The sequence below is a fragment of the Pedobacter boryungensis genome (assembly GCF_013204825.1).
Taxonomy (GTDB): Bacteria; Bacteroidota; Bacteroidia; order Sphingobacteriales; family Sphingobacteriaceae; genus Pedobacter; species Pedobacter boryungensis.
In genome coordinates, this window is record NZ_JABMKV010000002.1 from 404,489 (window position 1) to 422,116 (window position 17,628).

15 protein-coding genes are annotated in these 17,628 nt (G+C 33.1%); 8 read left to right on the top strand and 7 right to left on the bottom strand.

The window, feature by feature from the left end:
- Positions 1-55: 55 nt before the first annotated feature.
- Together infB and HQN85_RS08305 are read left to right on the top strand one after the other, a co-directional pair.
- A complete protein-coding gene (gene infB, locus HQN85_RS08300; protein ID WP_173271129.1) occupies positions 56-3,037 on the top strand; it encodes a translation initiation factor IF-2 in 2,982 nt (993 codons plus the stop codon).
- A gap of 202 nt (positions 3,038-3,239) precedes the next feature.
- Positions 3,240-4,331, top strand: coding sequence for an acyltransferase family protein (locus tag HQN85_RS08305; RefSeq protein ID WP_173271131.1), 1,092 nt, complete (start codon positions 3,240-3,242; stop codon positions 4,329-4,331).
- A 6-nt stretch (positions 4,332-4,337) separates the two neighbouring features.
- On the opposite strand, the gene glf is transcribed toward HQN85_RS08305, so the two are convergent.
- The 5 genes from glf to HQN85_RS08330 form a co-directional block, all read right to left on the bottom strand.
- Positions 4,338-5,438 carry a UDP-galactopyranose mutase gene (glf, locus tag HQN85_RS08310; RefSeq protein ID WP_173271133.1) on the bottom strand — a complete coding sequence of 367 codons (1,101 nt, stop codon included), beginning with the start codon at positions 5,436-5,438 and terminating at the stop codon, positions 4,338-4,340.
- 44 nt (positions 5,439-5,482) lie between these two features.
- The gene (locus tag HQN85_RS08315; RefSeq protein WP_173271135.1) at positions 5,483-6,358 is read right to left on the bottom strand and encodes a glycosyltransferase family 2 protein; all 876 of its coding nucleotides are present in this window, start codon (positions 6,356-6,358) and stop codon (positions 5,483-5,485) included.
- A complete protein-coding gene (locus tag HQN85_RS08320; RefSeq protein WP_173271137.1) occupies positions 6,351-7,253 on the bottom strand; it encodes a glycosyltransferase family 2 protein in 903 nt (300 codons plus the stop codon). Before HQN85_RS08320 ends, HQN85_RS08315 begins: the two co-directional genes overlap by 8 nt.
- A 134-nt stretch (positions 7,254-7,387) precedes the next feature.
- A complete protein-coding gene (locus tag HQN85_RS08325; protein WP_173271139.1) occupies positions 7,388-8,281 on the bottom strand; it encodes a glycosyltransferase in 894 nt (297 codons plus the stop codon).
- Position 8,282: 1 nt separating this feature from the next.
- Positions 8,283-9,275 carry a glycosyltransferase family 2 protein gene (locus HQN85_RS08330; RefSeq protein WP_173271141.1) on the bottom strand — a complete coding sequence of 331 codons (993 nt, stop codon included), beginning with the start codon at positions 9,273-9,275 and terminating at the stop codon, positions 8,283-8,285.
- A gap of 215 nt (positions 9,276-9,490) precedes the next feature.
- On the opposite strand from HQN85_RS08330, the gene HQN85_RS08335 reads away from it, so the two are divergent.
- Positions 9,491-10,441 (top strand): glycosyltransferase family 2 protein, encoded by a 951-nt coding sequence (locus HQN85_RS08335; RefSeq protein WP_173271143.1) that lies wholly within the window; start codon positions 9,491-9,493, stop codon positions 10,439-10,441.
- On the opposite strand, the gene HQN85_RS08340 is transcribed toward HQN85_RS08335, so the two are convergent.
- Entirely contained in the window at positions 10,438-12,267 is a 1,830-nt protein-coding gene (locus HQN85_RS08340) for an ABC transporter ATP-binding protein (RefSeq protein WP_173271145.1), read from the bottom strand. The genes HQN85_RS08335 and HQN85_RS08340 overlap by 4 nt on opposite strands.
- A 163-nt stretch (positions 12,268-12,430) precedes the next feature.
- Between HQN85_RS08340 and meaB the strand changes: the two genes are divergently transcribed.
- Positions 12,431-13,357: a methylmalonyl Co-A mutase-associated GTPase MeaB gene (meaB, locus tag HQN85_RS08345; protein WP_173271147.1), complete on the top strand. Its 927-nt coding sequence runs from the start codon at positions 12,431-12,433 to the stop codon at positions 13,355-13,357.
- On the opposite strand, the gene HQN85_RS08350 is transcribed toward meaB, so the two are convergent.
- Positions 13,317-14,606, bottom strand: coding sequence for an aminopeptidase P family protein (locus HQN85_RS08350; RefSeq protein ID WP_173271149.1), 1,290 nt, complete (start codon positions 14,604-14,606; stop codon positions 13,317-13,319). The two genes, meaB and HQN85_RS08350, sit on opposite strands and share 41 nt — an antisense overlap.
- A gap of 170 nt (positions 14,607-14,776) precedes the next feature.
- Between HQN85_RS08350 and HQN85_RS08355 the strand changes: the two genes are divergently transcribed.
- The 4 genes from HQN85_RS08355 to HQN85_RS08365 all read left to right on the top strand — a co-directional run bounded on the left by HQN85_RS08355 (position 14,777) and on the right by HQN85_RS08365 (position 17,626).
- The gene (locus tag HQN85_RS08355; protein ID WP_173271151.1) at positions 14,777-16,123 is read left to right on the top strand and encodes an OmpA family protein; all 1,347 of its coding nucleotides are present in this window, start codon (positions 14,777-14,779) and stop codon (positions 16,121-16,123) included.
- Positions 16,124-16,193: 70 nt separating this feature from the next.
- A complete protein-coding gene (locus HQN85_RS15875) occupies positions 16,194-16,337 on the top strand; it encodes a DUF6728 family protein (protein WP_317170030.1) in 144 nt (47 codons plus the stop codon).
- Complete coding sequence (locus tag HQN85_RS08360) at positions 16,337-16,717, top strand: RidA family protein (RefSeq protein WP_173271153.1); 381 nt, start codon at positions 16,337-16,339, stop codon at positions 16,715-16,717. Before HQN85_RS15875 ends, HQN85_RS08360 begins: the two co-directional genes overlap by 1 nt.
- Before the next feature lie 6 nt (positions 16,718-16,723).
- The gene (locus HQN85_RS08365) at positions 16,724-17,626 is read left to right on the top strand and encodes an EamA family transporter (RefSeq protein ID WP_246249699.1); all 903 of its coding nucleotides are present in this window, start codon (positions 16,724-16,726) and stop codon (positions 17,624-17,626) included.
- Positions 17,627-17,628: the final 2 nt, after the last annotated feature.

Consider the following 17,628-nt stretch of genomic DNA (forward strand, 5'->3'; position numbering starts at 1 on the left):
ATAAATAAGAATAAACGTTACTTTTGTATATAATTAGTAAAAAATAGGATAATAAATGTCAGACGACAAAGCCATAATTTTATTTAAAGCAGCCAAAGAGCTTAACATAGGGATTGCTACAGCCGTAGATTTTCTAGGTAAGAAAGGCTTTGCTGTGGAAAATAAGCCCACTACAAAACTTTCAAAGGATATGTATGATACATTACTGCGAGAGTTTCAGGGGGATAAAATCGTAAAAGAAGAAGCCAATCAGATCGTTATAGGTAAAATTCGTCGTGATGAACCCGAAGTAGCTGAGAAAGCTCCTGAGGTGCCTAGAAAAAAACAAGAGTTTGAAAACGAAGGTATTTTAATTAAAAACCTTCATTCATATACTCCTCCTGCTGAGAAGCCGAAGGAAGAAAAACCTGTTGAAACTAAAGTAGAGGAGCCTGTAAAAGCACCTGCTAAAGTTGAAGCTGCAGCGGAAGAGGGATCTTTACCTGGTGTTAAAATTGTCGGTAAAATTGATCTTAACGATTTAAACAGTAAAACTCGTCCTGCTAAAAAGGAAGAAGCTCCTGTTGAAGTTAAAGCTCCTGAAGCTAAAAAGAAAACTTCGCCAGTTGTTGAAGCTCCTAAAGCAGAAGCGCCGGTAGTAGTAGAAAAACCAGCTGAAGTTAAAGAAGAAAAAGCTCCAGTAGTTGAAGCTAAGGTTGAAGAACAACCAAAAGCACCTCAGCCTGTTGCTCCAGTTGCAGAAACGCCAACTTCTCCTGATGATGAAGTTATTAAAGCTCGTTCGGTAAAATTATCAGGACCAAATATTATTGGTAAAATTGTTTTACCAACTACACCTGATCGTAGAAACCAACCAGTAGCCTCATCTGGTGATAGCGAAGCAGCAAAACGCAAACGCAAACGTAAAAAAACACCTGGTGGCCCTAATGCTCCTCAACAAGGACAAGGTCAGCAAAATCAAGGTCAACAAGGTACAAACCAACCTCGTCCCGCAGGAACACCTGCACCACATGTTGGTAACAGACCTGATTTTAGAAATAACACCAACAATACAGCTGGTGGTCGTCCTAACTTTAGAAATGCTAGACCAGGTGGTGCGCCAAGTGGTCCTAAAGAAGAACCAACAGAAAAAGAAATACAAGATCAGATTAAAGCAACACTTGCTCGTTTAAGTGGTGCAGGTAAATCTGGTAAATTTGCACAACGTGCTAAACTTCGTCGCCAAAAACGTGATGATGTTGCATTAACTGCAGAAGAAGCAGCAGCAGAAGAACAATTACAATCTAAAGTATTAAAGGTTACCGAATTTGTTACGGCAAATGAATTAGCTAATATGATGGATGTACCTGTAACTAAAATTATTGGTACTTGTATGAGTTTGGGTATGTTCGTTTCTATTAACCAACGTTTGGATGCTGAGACTTTAACAATTGTTGCTGATGAATTTGGTTATGAAATCCAGTTTGTAAAAGCGGATGAAGAAGCAGATAGTGTTATTGAGGAAGAAGATGCACCAGAAGATTTAGAAACTAGAGTTCCTGTTGTAACCATCATGGGTCACGTAGATCATGGTAAAACATCATTGCTAGATTATATTCGTAAAGCGAATGTGGTAGCTGGTGAGGCCGGTGGTATTACACAGCATATTGGTGCCTATAAGGTAACGACCAACTCGGGTAAACAAGTAACGTTTTTAGATACACCAGGTCACGAAGCCTTTACAGCGATGCGTGCTCGTGGTGCGAAAGTAGCGGATATTGCAATTATTGTAATTGCAGCAGATGATGCGGTGATGCCTCAAACAAAAGAGGCAATTAACCATGCGCAGGCTGCGGGTGTACCATTGGTATTTGCCTTTACAAAAATTGATAAGCCAGGTGCAAATTCGGATAGGGTTAAAGAACAATTATCTGCAATGAATATTTTGGTTGAAGATTGGGGTGGTAAATTCCAATCGCAAGAAATATCAAGCAAAAGTGGATTAAATGTTGATTTGCTATTAGATAAAGTATTATTAGAGGCCGAATTATTAGAATTACAAGCTAATCCTAATAAGAGAGCAACTGGTACTGTAATTGAAGCAACTTTAGATAAAGGTCGTGGTATTGTAACTACAGTATTAGTACAAGCTGGTACGTTAAGAGTTGGAGATCCAATTTTAGCAGGTAGTTATAGTGGTAGGGTTAAAGCTTTGTTCAATGAGCGTGGAGCTAAAGTAAGTGAAGCAGGACCATCTGTACCAGTACAAGTACTAGGTATGCAAGGCGCTCCAACAGCGGGTGATAAGTTCAACGCAATGGAAAGTGAAGTTGAAGCGAGAGAAATTGCCAATAAACGTTTGCAATTAATGCGTGAACAAGGCTTGCGTACACAGAAACACATTACATTGGATGAAATTGGTCGTCGTTTGGCAATTGGAAACTTTAAAGAGTTAAACTTAATTGTTAAAGGTGATGTGGATGGTTCAATTGAAGCATTAGCCGATTCATTATTAAAACTATCTACTGAAGAAATACAAATCAATATTATTGGTAAAGCGGTAGGTCAGATTTCAGAATCTGATGTATTGTTAGCATCTGCTTCAGATGCAATCATCATCGGTTTCCAGGTACGTCCTTCGCCAGGAGCTCGTAAATTAGCAGAACAAGAACAAATAGATATTCGTTTATACTCGATTATTTATGATGCTATCAACGAGATTAAAGCGGCAATGGAAGGTATGTTAGCTCCAGAATTTGAAGAGAAAATTGTGGCTAACGTTGAGATTAGAGAAACCTTTAAAATTACTAAAGTGGGTACCATTGCAGGTTGTATGGTATTAGATGGTAAAATCACTAGAAATAGCAAAATCCGTATTGTACGTGATGGTGTGGTAATTTATACTGGAGAATTGGCATCATTAAAACGCTTTAAAGATGATGTTAAAGAAGTAGCTAAAGGCTATGAATGTGGTTTAAACATTCAAAACTTTAATAATATTGAAGTTGGGGATATTGTAGAAGCTTACGAACAAGTAGAAGTTAAGCGTAAACTGTAATATTGTTTTTACTTAATAAACAAAGGAGCCTAATATTTAGGCTCCTTTTTGTTTTAAGGCCCTCTAGCTGTTAAACAACGGTTAGTTTTAGTGGATGTTTAAATACCAATACGCTACATTAAACCTGTAATAATTATGTAGCTCTAAGATTTGAGGAGCGATTTTTGTTACTCTTTTTTATTTACACGACCTACACTAATTAATGTCAGAAATCACGCCCTCACAATCAACAAAGAAGAACTTCGATTTTATAGATTCTATTAGAGGCATAGCAATGTTTGGAATTGTATTTGAACATTCATCTGCCTTCTGGTTTATAAAGTATAGCGAACAAAGTAGTCAGGTTATTCAGGCGGGTTATATGCAACTTGCAAAGTTTGCAACGATTGTATTTTTTTTAATTAGTGGCTTTTTAATCAATTATAAATTCACGGAGTATACACCTTTTGAGTACCTTAAAAATCGCTTCAAAAACACAATTGGTCCTTGGCTATTTTGGATTGCAGTATTTATCCTATTAAAGAATGCGCATAGTATTTTTATGTATTTCAAAACAAGAGATGCAATTTATTTGCCCCCCACTTGGTATGATGCTACCTTGGGGCAATTCTTTTACACTATATTTTATACAAATTACTGGTTCATTTTAAATTTTCTGATCTGCATTGTTGTTTTACTCTTATTCAAGAAACATATTTATAAAGTTGGCTTTGGCATTATCTTAGGACTGATCTCTCTAACGTATAGTGTCAATTTATACTATGGCTGGTTCCCTGCAGAACATACTACTGCAATCTTTGGGTTTGTGGTATACCTTTGGCTAGGTGTATTTTTGAATAGATATTATGAAAGTATAATAGGCTTCTTAAGGAAAGTGCCAATGATAATATTAATTGTTGCTGCGTTGATATTATTTTCTTTGGCAACACTCGAAACGGTTAAGCTTATGGAACTGAAAATTGCGGATCCTTACAATACTTTACGTGTAACTAATATTGCATATTCAATTGTAATGTTTGGGATTTTACTTAAGCTAGGTTCAATGAAATCCATTCAGAAATTATTACAACCACGACAAACTACTTATGGTATATACTTAATTCATTTTATTATTATTGAACTAGTGTTATCTGAAATTGTTAGACCAATGAAGTTGTCTCTAGAAACAATGTCACCAGTAAACGCTATAATTTATTCAATTGTTCGTTTTATTATTGTTTATGGATTAACACTTATAATTATCAAATTAATCCTTAGAACGAGATTTAAGAAATTTATTGGTGTAAAAGGATAATTCAGCTTATTCAAATTCCTTTTTAGCAACATTTAATGCTGCCCCAATTACTTGGTGCATGTCGTAATATTTATATTCGGCCAAGCGCCCGCCAAAAATAACATTTGACTCTTGTTCTTTGAGTTTTTTATATTGGTTAGCCAAGTCTTCGTTCCTTTTATCGTTTATTGGATAATAGGGTTCTTTTTCACTGCTCCATTCTAGCGGGTATTCTTTGGTAATTACAGTTTTTGTTTGTTTGCCAAACTCAAAGTGCTTGTGTTCTACTATTCTAGTATAAGGGGTATCATAATCTGTATAGTTAATCGCTGCATTTCCCTGGTAATTTTCAATATCTAATACTGAGTGTTCAAAGGCTAGACTTCTGTATTGTAAATGCCCTAAAGAATAATCGAAATACTCATCGAGCTTACCTGTGTAAACAATTTTATGTGCAAGATCTTTATACCTTTCTCTCTCTTCAAAGAAATCGACACCTAATTTTACTTCTATGCCCTCTAGAAGCCCGTCGATTAATTTATTGTAACCACCAATCGGAATGCCTTGATATTTATCGTTGAAATAATTATTGTCGAAAGTAAATCTTAATGGTAAACGCTTGATAATAAAAGCGGGTAATTCGGTAGCTTTTCTGCCCCATTGTTTCTCGGTATATCCTTTAATCAGTTTCAGATAGATGTCTTTACCGACTAAACTCAGTGCTTGTTCTTCTAAATTTTTTGGGGTGGAAATTGGGTTTTCAGAAATCTGCTGATCAATTATTGTTTTTGCTTCTTCTGGTGTTTTGGTTTTCCATAATTGATAAAAGGTGTTCATGTTGAAGGGTAAATTATAGAGATCCCCTTTAAAATTTGCAACAGGCGTATAAGTAAAGCGATTGAATTCGACGAAAGAATTTACAAAGTCCCAAATGGTTTTATCATTGGTATGGAAAATATGTGGACCGTATTTATGTACGTTTATTCCTTCAACATTTTCACAATAAATATTACCACCTTGATGATTTCTTTTGTCAATAACTAGCACTGTTTTTCCTTTAGCTTTTGCTCTATTGGCGAATGTTGCCCCAAAAAGTCCTGATCCAACAATTAGGAAATCATATTTCATAAAATTTTCAGATAATTTACAAGGTTACAAATAGTATTTAAATCCTAGTCCTTTTTTCCTGTAAAAGGGCGTAATAACTTTTCTAATTTATATTTGAATGTTCGTTTATGCTTTAAAAGTTTTATTTGCTTAAGCTGTTTGTGGTTTTCATGCAGCAGATAATCGTTGTTATATCTTAAATAAGTATTAAAAAGAGAAGGTTTATTAATGATTTGTTCTATTATTTTGATAGCCTTCATCTTATTTTCGAACATAAAATCATCTTTACGTGTCATTCCTGAAGTGTTTTCCCGATAAAAAGCTAAAGGTTCATTTATAAAAATTGTTTGGGGCTCGTGCTGATAAATCTGCAACCAGAATATCCAATCTTCTTTTGCTTTTAAATCTTCTCTAAACAAATAGTTAGCAGTTAAATTTGAGGGAAAAAGAGCACAATTTATTGGAATTGTAAAGCGCTTATCCCATTCCATTAAAATAGCCTCTTGGTTAAAACAATTTTGTTCGAGTTTACAGTAAGCTGGTTTTTCTTTTTGTTTATTATCATCAAAGAGCAAGAAGTTAGTGATAATGACAGTATTATCTTTAACCGTAACTTGGCTTAATGACTTTTCAAACTTTGATGGAGCAAGGAAATCATCAGCATCTAAAAATTGTATAAAATCTCCGGTAATATGATTTAATCCAAAATTTCTAGCAGAACTTAAACCACCATTTGACTTCTTGTAGTATTTAATTCGTGCATCTTTTTGCGCCCATTCCTTTCCTACTTTTTCTGTATGATCAGTACTTCCGTCATCAACTAAGATACATTCCCAATTAGCATAGGTTTGATTAATTAATGAAGAAAAACACTGCTCCAAATATTTAGCTTGGTTGTAGCAAGGCACAATTATAGAAACTTTGTAAGTATTATTATTCATTAGTTTTTACTTTATAAAGTTTAATACCATCTCTAATTCCCCTAATCATTCTTGAAATAAGGTCTTTCTTTTCCGCCATGGTATATTCTTTCCCTTTTATAATAAGCTTTGTACGATATTTAAGTTCTCTATAAAGGTTTTTATAAAAGAAAGGACTGTTTCTTTGTAAAAAATGTTTCCTTAAATTCTTTTTCAATAAGAATAAATTTCTAAACTCATAGTAAGCTTGTAGAGGTCGTATTTTATTTAAACTTACTAACCTTTTTCTATACATTTTTGCAGTTTTAGTATAAGCAACATTTGTATAAAGATTGGCTAGTACCCCATATTCTGTATCATCGCCAGCAATAAAATAATCTTTATTAGGGAATCCTATTTTTTCTACAATAGATCTGTGTATAAGCATTCCTTCAAAGCAAGTGGTATTTACAAAACAGTACTCTTTATTTCTAAGCGACATGTTGTTGTGCACAATGGGCATGCAGGTTCTATAATCAAAGTAATGCTCCCATTCGTAAACTTCATCATTATCTTTAAATAATCTTAATGGGTTAATACATTTTGATATGTCACCAAGCTTAAGTAGTTGTTCTAAGCAATCGATAAATGGTTCAACATCATCATCCATTGTCCAAATCCAATCATAATTGTTTTCATAAGCATATTTTATGGCCGTATTAAAACCGCCGGCACTGCCAACATTGCTTTGGGTAATGATTTCTATTTTATCACTAGCTATGCTTTGTAGGTATTGAGGTGTCTCATCGGTTGACCCATTATCTACAATGCATATTTTATCTAGTGTAATTGTTTGGTTTAATAAAGAAGTTATACATTCTTTTAAAAGATTAACTCTATTATAAGTTACTAATACGGCGCAAACAGATTGGGACATAATGTATTGATTATCTTGTGCTTTTTATACATTTTCAGTTATTACTTGAAAAGGATAAAATTTAATGAAATACTTTTTATAAGCATGCTAATTTACTAAGATAAATAGGGAATTATGGTGAATATACATTAAAGTTATTTTAGCTTGCGAGCAAAATTTAGCCTACTTAGCCAGTTTCTCGGTTTTTTGTCAGGGAAATAGGTTGGATAATTTACCAATAATAACCACATTAAATAGAAGCTGAAATTTTTACTGTATTCACAACTTATTTTTTCAATGAATTTTTTATCCTTTGGTTTTAAGTTCTTGTAATGTTTAAACTGTTCTAATTGTATCTCTGCCTCAACATTCAGGTCTTTTTTAAACTGCTTTTTATCATTACTATAAGCGCCACTAGTTACCGAACTATTATGCATTCGATGTAAAGTTAAACACTTGTTTAGGCATGTAGCTTTATTGTGGTAAAGTGCTACAAAACCCATCCACCAATCATAGTAACCTTTAGCAGGCATGGGTGTAAAATAATCTACAAATTGTTTATCAAATAACACGGTATGACCTGTTACTGAATTATAAAACAAGATACTTTTAAACCCACGACCCTCCATGGTAAAAGATGGATTTAGTATCTGCTTTCCCATAGATACTTCATTTTCATCTACCCATTCAGAATTAGAGAAAATTAACCAGTTGTTTCCAATATTATTTACTAATAGTTCTAGCTTTTGAGGAAGCCAAATATCATCTTGGTCGCTTATTGCAATATATTTACCATTACAAAGCTTAATTGCTTTTTCAAAGTTTTTATTGAAACCTAAATTTTTTTCGTTTCTATAAATCTTTAGCTGTGCATGTTGCTCTTGTAATTTTTCTAAAAGGTGATAGGTATTATCAGTAGAATTATCATCAACAGCAACAATTTCAATGTTTTTATAGCTTTGATTAAGTATACTGTTTACTTGCTGCTCAATATATTTACTTCCATTATATGTGCAGAGCGCAATAGAAATTAGTTCTTTTTGTTGCATATCAATTGGAATACAATTTAATGAACTGTTTAAGATTAAAAAAGCGTAAAGAGAATAGATTTGAAGAAGTGAACTTCAATAATTTATTGTTTTCGGAACTTCTAATTAAAGCATTGAACCATTCTTTTTGTAATCTTTTTTCCAGTACATTTTTAACATATATGTTTTTGGATTGGTTTGCTTGCTTAATTGCTAGAAGATGTTGTTCAATCTGATCAATACTAACACCATCATTTTGTTCTGGTCGTAGAAGTGAATGATGTATTATTAGTCTTTTTTCAGTTACCTCATCAAATAAAAATGATAACAAGTACTGCATGGTTTTCCGTTCGCTTAAGCTCATTTCGCTTATTCGCGTTGCTGATATGCTTTCATTATGTACGCGATAATAAAGACCGATATCAGCGATGTTTATGGCTTTGTGATGCATTATTATTTCAGAAAAAAGGAAATAATCTTCTGCATATTTATATTCTTCTTTATAACCAAATGACTTAATAATACTCGCATCAGCCATTACAGATGGATGAATGAAGGAGTTCTTAAAGAGTTGAGAAACCTTAATATTTGCATATTGTTTTGGTGGTCTAATTTTAGAACTCTTCTCACCATATTCATTCATCTTTAGGGCGTAAGTGCCACAAAGTTTATATTCGGGGTTTGCTTTTAAAAATTGTAATTGAATTTTAAGTCGATGGGGAGTAGCAATGTCATCAGCATCCATTCTTGCAATATATTTACCGTTGCTTAAATTGAGTCCTTCATTTAATACAGCAACTATTCCTTTATTAGAAGGATTGTTCACATAGTTAATTCTGCTGTCATTAAAGGAGCGTATGATGTTGTCACTTTCATCAGTGCTGCCATCATTAATTATAATTAACTCAAAATTAGTAAATGATTGGTTTAAAATGCTTGATATGGAATTTCTTAAATATAATTCACTGTTAAAAACGGGCATTAACACAGTTACTTCTATTCGAGTTTCTTTCATTATCTAATAAAGTGAATTATAGAATGTAAAAATAAGATAAATAATTTATAGTGCTACGTTAGAACTTTCCTAAGTTAAGAATAGCTTTTTCTTATTTATTTTGCATCTTTGACTGGCTTTTTTCAAGGGTATTAATGATGCGAAAAATGAATCAGTGCAAGATTTATTTAACCTATTGGTTAACCAGATTTGCATAAAGCCTTTAACAATTAAATATGGATAAACCTCTTGTTTCCATTATAATCCCAACCTTTAATTACGGGGAATTGATTAGCCAAACACTACAATGTGCATTGGAACAATCCTATTCAAATTGGGAAGCAATAATTATTGATGATGGCTCTACTGATAATACCATTGACATTATCCAACCCTTTCTTACAGATAAAAGATTTATTTACCACAAGCAAAAAAACAAAGGGCTGCCTGCTGCAAGAAATAAAGGAATTAGTATAGCTAAGGGAGATTATATACAATTTTTAGATGCAGATGATTTGCTTTCTAAAGAAAAGCTAACCGTACAGGTTGACTATATGCAAAAACATGAGCAACTTCATATTTCTTATACAAATGGTTTATACTTTAAAGGGTATAACATTAATGAAACCTATGCAAATAGACGAATGACTCAAACAGATTGGATTCCTAAATTAAATAATAGGGGAATAGATGTCATTATGGAGTTATTAAAAAGAAATATTATGCCGGTGAATGCTGCATTGCTTAAACGTGAAGTTTTTAACATAGTTGGGTTGCAGAATGATACTTTGAAAAGTCTTGAAGATTGGGAATTTTGGTTGCGCTGTGCTTTTGAAAATCTTTATTTTGGTTATTGTGATAATACTAACTCAATAGCATTGATTAGATTACATTCTGAAAGTATGAGCATTGACAAAACTCGTATGATGACTCAAGAATTAGTGTTAAGAGATAAGATAGATCTTATGATACAGAACTCAAAGTTAGTCACTGATCGCCAGAAAAATACATTAACTACACTTAACAAAAAAAAGAAAGCTTACTCCTACAGAAGAATTATTTTGTCAAAAGGTTTTTTTAATGCTCAGCTTATAAAGGAAATATACGCAAAGTATGGTTTTTCTATTTTAGTGACCATTTATGCGAAGGCACTTAATGACCTAAGAAAGCAAAAGAGTAAATTTTAATCGTTGAAGGTTTGCATGTCAATTAACCTTTTATAGAGTCCACTATGGCTGATCAATTCTTGATGAGTTCCACTTTCTACAATTTCACCTTTATCTATTACAACAATCAAATTTGCTTGTTGAATGGTACTTAATCGATGTGCGATTACAATTGAAGTTCTATTCTGCATTAAATTATTCAACGCCTCTTGTACTAATTTTTCCGATTCGGTATCTAATGCAGAGGTTGCCTCATCTAATAACATAATTGGAGGATTTGCTAGAACTGCTCTAGCAATGCAAATGCGTTGTTTTTGCCCACCAGATAATTTATTACCCCTATCCCCCACAAAAGATTGATAACCTTGCTCAGTATTTAAAATAAACTCATGTGCATTGGCAATTTTTGCAGCTGCAATTACTTCTTCTTGCGTGGCATCGGGTTTTGCAAATGAGATATTATTAAAAATGGTATCATTAAATAAAAATGATTCCTGGTTAACAGTTCCCATTTGAGCTCGAATACTTTCTATCGTTAAATCTTTGTAATTGTAACCATCAATTTTGATATCACCGTTCAGAGGATCATGAAAACGAGGAATTAAATCCATTAACGTGCTTTTTCCACCACCAGATGGCCCTACAAGAGCAACTGTTTTTCCTTTCTCTATAATTAGATTTATATTTTTAAGCACTTGCTTATCTCCATAACTAAAAGAGACATTACTTAGTACTAAATCTTTTTTAAATTCCGCTAATTCTACAGCGTCTGGTTTATTTACCAATTCTGCCTTTGTGTCTATCAAATCTAAAACACGTTCTCCTGCTGCAATTCCAGAGTGAATGCCGCTAAATGAATCTGTAAGTGCTTTGGCTGGACGCATAACTTGTGAAAAGAGAGCGATATAGGCTATAAACTGACTAGTGGATAATGCATTAGGTTCATGGCTAATGATTAAATTCCCGCCGTACCAAACAATTATTGCAACCATTAAAACACCTAAGAACTCGGAAACAGGTGATCCAAGTTGTTGCCTTCGCACCATTTTACGGTTTAGGTTGGAGTATATTACATTTTCTTTATGAAATTTCTGTTTGGTTCTTTCGGCGCCGTTAAAAGCCTTTATAATTTTAATTCCCCCTAATGCTTCATCTAAGAATCCAATCATTTTAGCAAATGATTCATGTGCCTCTTTAGCTTGTTGCTTAATTCTTTTAACAATTTTGCTAATGATAAATGCTGATATAGGAATTACTAATAAAGAAAATAAAGTTAGCTTTACTGAGATAGAAAGTAGAACAAGCACATAAAATATGAGTGTTAAAGGTTCTTTAAAAACAACCTGAAGTGTATTGGTTACTGTAAATTGCACTACTTGAACATCTGAGGCCACTTTTGAAATAATATCCCCTTTACGTTCATTATTGAAATAGCCTACATGCAAATCCATTACATTGTTAAAAACGGTTTTGCGTAAATTAAGCAAAGTATGCACACGTAAATCTTCCATATAACGTTGAGAGAGATACCTGAAAATATTGGATAGTAATACTGAACCCACAATGGCCAAACATACATAGGTAAGTGTTAATTGTATGCCATTTGTATTTCTAGAATAATTAACAAAATCTCTCAATTGTCCTGTTATATCAAGCGAAGAAGTTGCTGTATTTGTAATTATACTTGAATTGACACCACCTGTTGGCATCAATGTTTCGAAAAGCGGAACTAAGAGCGTAAGGTTTAGGGTTCCGAATATAATTGAAAGTATAGTCGCAATAACATAAGGTATCGCAAACTTTTCTATAGGTTTAGCAAAAGATAATAATCTAAAATAGGTCTTCATTCAAAGTGTATAAAACAAACAAAGTTACATATTTTGTTCTTTGTTTATGGTTCGATCATTTAAGGTGATATAATATTACCAAAAACAAACTATATCAACTTGAGCTATATTGGATGATACATCCCTTAATAAAATTCTGTTTATTTGTAGTAAAGATTTTATAATGAGTTCGCATAAGATACTTAAGGAAGGAATTGAAAAAGGAGATTTTAGGGTTTTAGCAAGAGCATTAACTTTTGTAGAGAACGATATTGAACCTGCTTCAACATTATTAAAAGCAATTCATATTAAAAATGATGTGCCTGTTTTAGGTATAACGGGCCCTCCTGGAGCTGGTAAAAGCACTTTAGTAAATGCGATCACAAACTATTTTATTGAGCAGAAAAAGAAAATAGCCATTTTGGCAGTAGATCCTACATCCCCATTCAACTTTGGGTCATTATTGGGCGATAGAATAAGAATGGCTCAACAGTTTAATAATCCAAATGTATTTATCAGATCTATTGCTACGCGTGGAGCTTTGGGGGGAATTTCTCTTAAAACATTAGAAATGGTAGATGTGTTGAAAGCCGCTAAATTTGATTTGATTTTAGTCGAAACGGTTGGAGTGGGCCAATCTGAAGTAGAAATAGCAGGGTTAGCAGATAAAACAGTTGTGGTGTTGGTTCCCGAATCGGGAGATGAAATCCAGAATATTAAATCTGGATTGATGGAGATTGCTCAAGGTTTTGTTGTAAATAAAGCAGATAGAGAGGGTGCTGATACTTTTGCAAACAACCTTAAAAAATTGGTGACTCAGCAACATCAAAATATTCCGGTTTTTAAAACAGTGGCCGATAAAAATGAAGGCATAAGTGCTGTATGCAAATGGATTTTGAAACCAATCGGAGTAATTAATGAACGAAAAAAATTCTTAATGGCAGAAAAAGCATTACGAATTATTCAGCATTATCGAATGAAAGATATTGATAAAACACAACTTCGTATCGATGTTGAGAAGGCAGTAACACAGCCAAAGTTTAACGTCTATCTATTTGCAGAAAACTGGATTAAGCATTCATCAGATCTTCAATCTCATCAACTTCAATAGGTATATTCGCCATTAAATCCAAATTCCCATTCTTTGTGATTAAAATATCGTTTTCTAATCTTACGCCAAATCCCTCTTCAGGAATATAAATACCAGGTTCGCAAGTTAAAATATTTCCTGCAGCAAAAGGAGTGTATCTGCTCGCAAAATCATGTACATCTATTCCTAAATGATGTGAAGTTCCATGCATAAAATACTTTTTGTATGCTGGGTAGGTTGAACTTTGATTTTTTACTTCAGCAGAAGAAATTAATTTAAGCTTGATAAGTTGTTCAGTCATGATTTCTCCGACTTCTTCATGATAAGTATTCCAAATTGCTCCATCAACCATCAGCTTCTTCGCTTCCTTCATTACGTGTAATACAGCATTATAAACTTCCTTTTGCCTTGCTGTAAATCGACCATTAGCTGGTATTGTTCTAGTCAAATCTGCATTGTAGTTGGCATATTCTGCTCCAAAATCCATCAAAATTAACTCACCTTCTTTGCACATTTGATTATTATCTGTATAATGCAAAATATTCGCATTGTTTCCAGAAGCTATTATAGGATTATATGCATGGCCAGTAGCTGCTTGTTTAATAAACTCATGAATAATTTCTGCTTCAATCTCATATTCCATTACATTTGGTTTCACAAATCTTAGCACTCTTCTAAAGGCATCATTTGTAATATCACATGCCTTTTGGGTAAGTTCCACTTCAATTGTAGATTTAATTGCTCTTAAATCTCTAAGTAAAGGAGCCGCTCTTTCATATTTATGTAATGGATACTTTTCACGCAAATCTTTAATGAAACGAACATCTCGGTAAGGTACAGAATGAGCGTAACGATCATTCTCGTTTGTATTAAGGAAAATATATTCTGCATAATGGATTATACTATGCAGGATGTTATCAAAGTCATCTAACCAATAGATATTTTTAATGCCTGATGTTGTTCTAGCTTGGTCTTTGGTATATTTATGCCCTTCCCATACCTTAATATGATCATTAGTCTGTCTTAAAAATAGGACTTCTCTGTATAATGGATTAGGACAGTTTGGATACAGCAATAAAATTGATTGTTCTTGATCTATGCCAGATAAGTAAAAAAGGTCAGGATTTTGTTTAAATGGATAGTTTTGATCACCACTTCTTGGAAACTCATCATTAGATTGAAATATCGCTATTGCATTGTTAGGCAATAGATTTACAAAATTTTCTCTATTCATTAAAAATAGAGAAGAGCTTATTTCTTTGTATTTCATAATTATACTATCTTTAATTGAGATAATTTTTTCAAATGTAATAAAATGATCAGTTCTTTAGAAGTTTGGAACGGAGTTTGTACAGTGTTTTGAGATTATAAAAATTTGTTTAATTTTGTCTTACAAAAAATTATACAATTAATATTTGTTTAACCTTAAAAAAGAAAATTATGAATTATTCTACTTTAAAAAAGGGCGTTGTAGCTTCTTTAGTAGCTTTAATGGGAGTAACAACTCTTGCTAACGCTCAGGATGCTCCTGCAATGTCTTCTTCTGCCAAAGTATTTGGTGGTAGAGCACAGTACAGAACGTGGTCATTAGGTATCAATGGTGGTGTTTTAGCACCAGTTGTTGTTACTGGTGGTACCAACGATTTCACTAACTGGGATGTTAACTTAGGTTATGGTATCTCATTACGTAAACAATTAGGTCATGCATTTGGCTTAGAAGGTAACATTTTCCGTGGTAAATTATCAGGAACTAATAAAGATGCTACTGGTGGTGTTAAAAATGGCGCTAAAGAATTCGAAACTGATATTCAATACGCAGCTGATTTAAGAGGTGTTGTGAATGTTGCAACTGTAGATTTTTTACGTCGTGAAAACTCAGTTAACTTCTTCGTAACAGCTGGTTATGGTTTAATGGCTTATAACCCTAAATTGACTTTAGCTAACGGTACAGTTGTTGATACTAAAGGTCAATATGGTGAAGATCATGATAATGATTATATCAGAGAAGCTTACATTCCTGTAGGAGCTGGTATTAAATTTAAAGTATCTGACCGTGTATCTTTCAACTTAGCTTATACAATGAATTTTGTTGATGGTGATAACGTTGATAGAGTTTATGCTGGTGGTACTTCAAAAGATAAATATTCTTACACTTCTGCTGGTTTAGAATTCTCTTTAGGTTCGAAAGCTAAACCTAACTTGGATTGGGTTAACCCAGTAGCTATGATGTATGATGAGTTAAAAGATCCTACATTACGTCAAGAAGTTGAAGCATTGAAAAACCGTGTTTCTAACGTAGAAAAATCAGTTGAAGATTTGAAAAAAGATTCAGATGGTGACGGTGTTGCTGATCAATTTGACAAATGTGCTGGAACTCCAGCTGGAACTAAAGTTGACGGTTCAGGTTGTCCACTTCCAGTAGCCGCTCCACAAACAACTCCAGTTGAAACTTCAAACGTAACTGGTTGGGAAACTATTCAATTCGAATTTAACAGTTCTGTATTAAAAACTGAATCTTATCCTACTTTAGATAAATTATCTTCAGTATTGCGTGAAAACGGTGGTAAAATAACTGCTAAAGGTTATGCTTCAAGCGAAGGTACTACTGCATACAATATGAAATTATCTAAAGACAGAGCTAATTCTGTTAAAACTTACTTAGTAAACTCTGGTGTTAATGCATCACAAGTAACTACTAAAGGTTTTGGTGAAGCTAATCCAGTTGCTTCTAACGATACTGAAGAAGGTCGTATCCAAAATCGTCGTGTTGAGACTTCAAGAAACTAATCTTTCTTAATTCGATATAAAAAGAGCTCCGAAATTTCGGAGCTCTTTTTTTTTATGCCTACATTTGTATATGTACTTCTTTAGAAAGAAAGATTCACAACGCCCAACTAATATTAATATTAGAATTATGCATATTATCAATGCATTAGCTATACTTCTATTTGCTGGTGGAATAATCTGGAAATTGATACAATGGTTTATATTAAAGAAATAATGAAAAAAATTATTAATACCAATAATGCACCTGCCCCAATTGGCCCATATAGCCAAGCTGTATTAGCTAACGGATTTTTATTTCTATCAGGTCAAGTAGCCATTAATCCAGAAAATGGTGAGATTAATCTTACATCAATTGCTGAAGAAACTCATCAAGTAATGCGCAATATTAAAGCGGTGTTATTAGAAGCTGAATATGAATTTGATCATGTTGTAAAAACTACCATATTTTTATCTGATATGAATTTGTTTGTGGAAGTTAATGAAGTCTATGGATCTTATTTTCAATCTCATTATCCAGCTCGAGAAACAGTTGCAGTTAAAGGTTTACCTAAAGGTGTTAACGTAGAAATATCCGTGACAGCATTTAAAGCATAAGCTTTGTTGAAATCAAAATCACGTTATCTACTTGCTGCTTTTTTATCCGTAGCCATTTGGGGATTTTTCTCCATTCCTTTAAGAAATCTCAAAGCATATCCTTCGGAGGAAATATTGTATTACCGCATATTTACTTCCTTAATCGTTATTTGGATAGCTATACTTTTATTCCGGCGAAAAATTTTAATTAAAGATATTCAATATTTTAAAAATGCATTGCCCAAAGAAAAGCAAATAATTGTTGCTCAGATTATTGGAGCTACTGTTTTGCTTACTTTAAATTGGTATACGTTTATTTATGCTGTAAATCATGTCAATCTCAAATCTGCTGCATTTGCCTATATGGTTTGCCCACTAATAACTGCGTTTGGTGGTTTCTTAATTTTAAAGGAAGAGCTTTCCAATCTAAAATTAATATCACTCGGTATTGCATTGCTAAGTATTATAATGTTGGCAACGGGTTCCTTTATTGATGTACTTTGGTCGGTTGGTATTGCGGCATTGTATGCCTTTTATCTTATCATTCAGCGTAAAATGAAGCATTTGGATAAATTGAATGTACTTGCCTTGCAAATAACAGTAGCGGTTTTATTAATGTTACCTTTTTATATCTATCACCATGAGGGTTTCCCAACAGAAATATGGTTTTGGAGTCACATTGTTATCATAGCAGTTGTATTTACAGTTATTCCGCTCTTTTTAAGTTTGTATGCTTTAATAGGAATTCCTTCATCAACCTTAGGGATTATAATTTATGTAAATCCAATTATCGCGTTTGCCGTTGCAGTTTTATATTTTGACGAAAAAATAAGTATGCATCAACTTTTTGCCTATTTACTATTATTGTTCGCTGTTTTTCTTTTTAATTGGAACTTGATAAAAGATATTTTTACTTTTAAGAGAAAATAAGT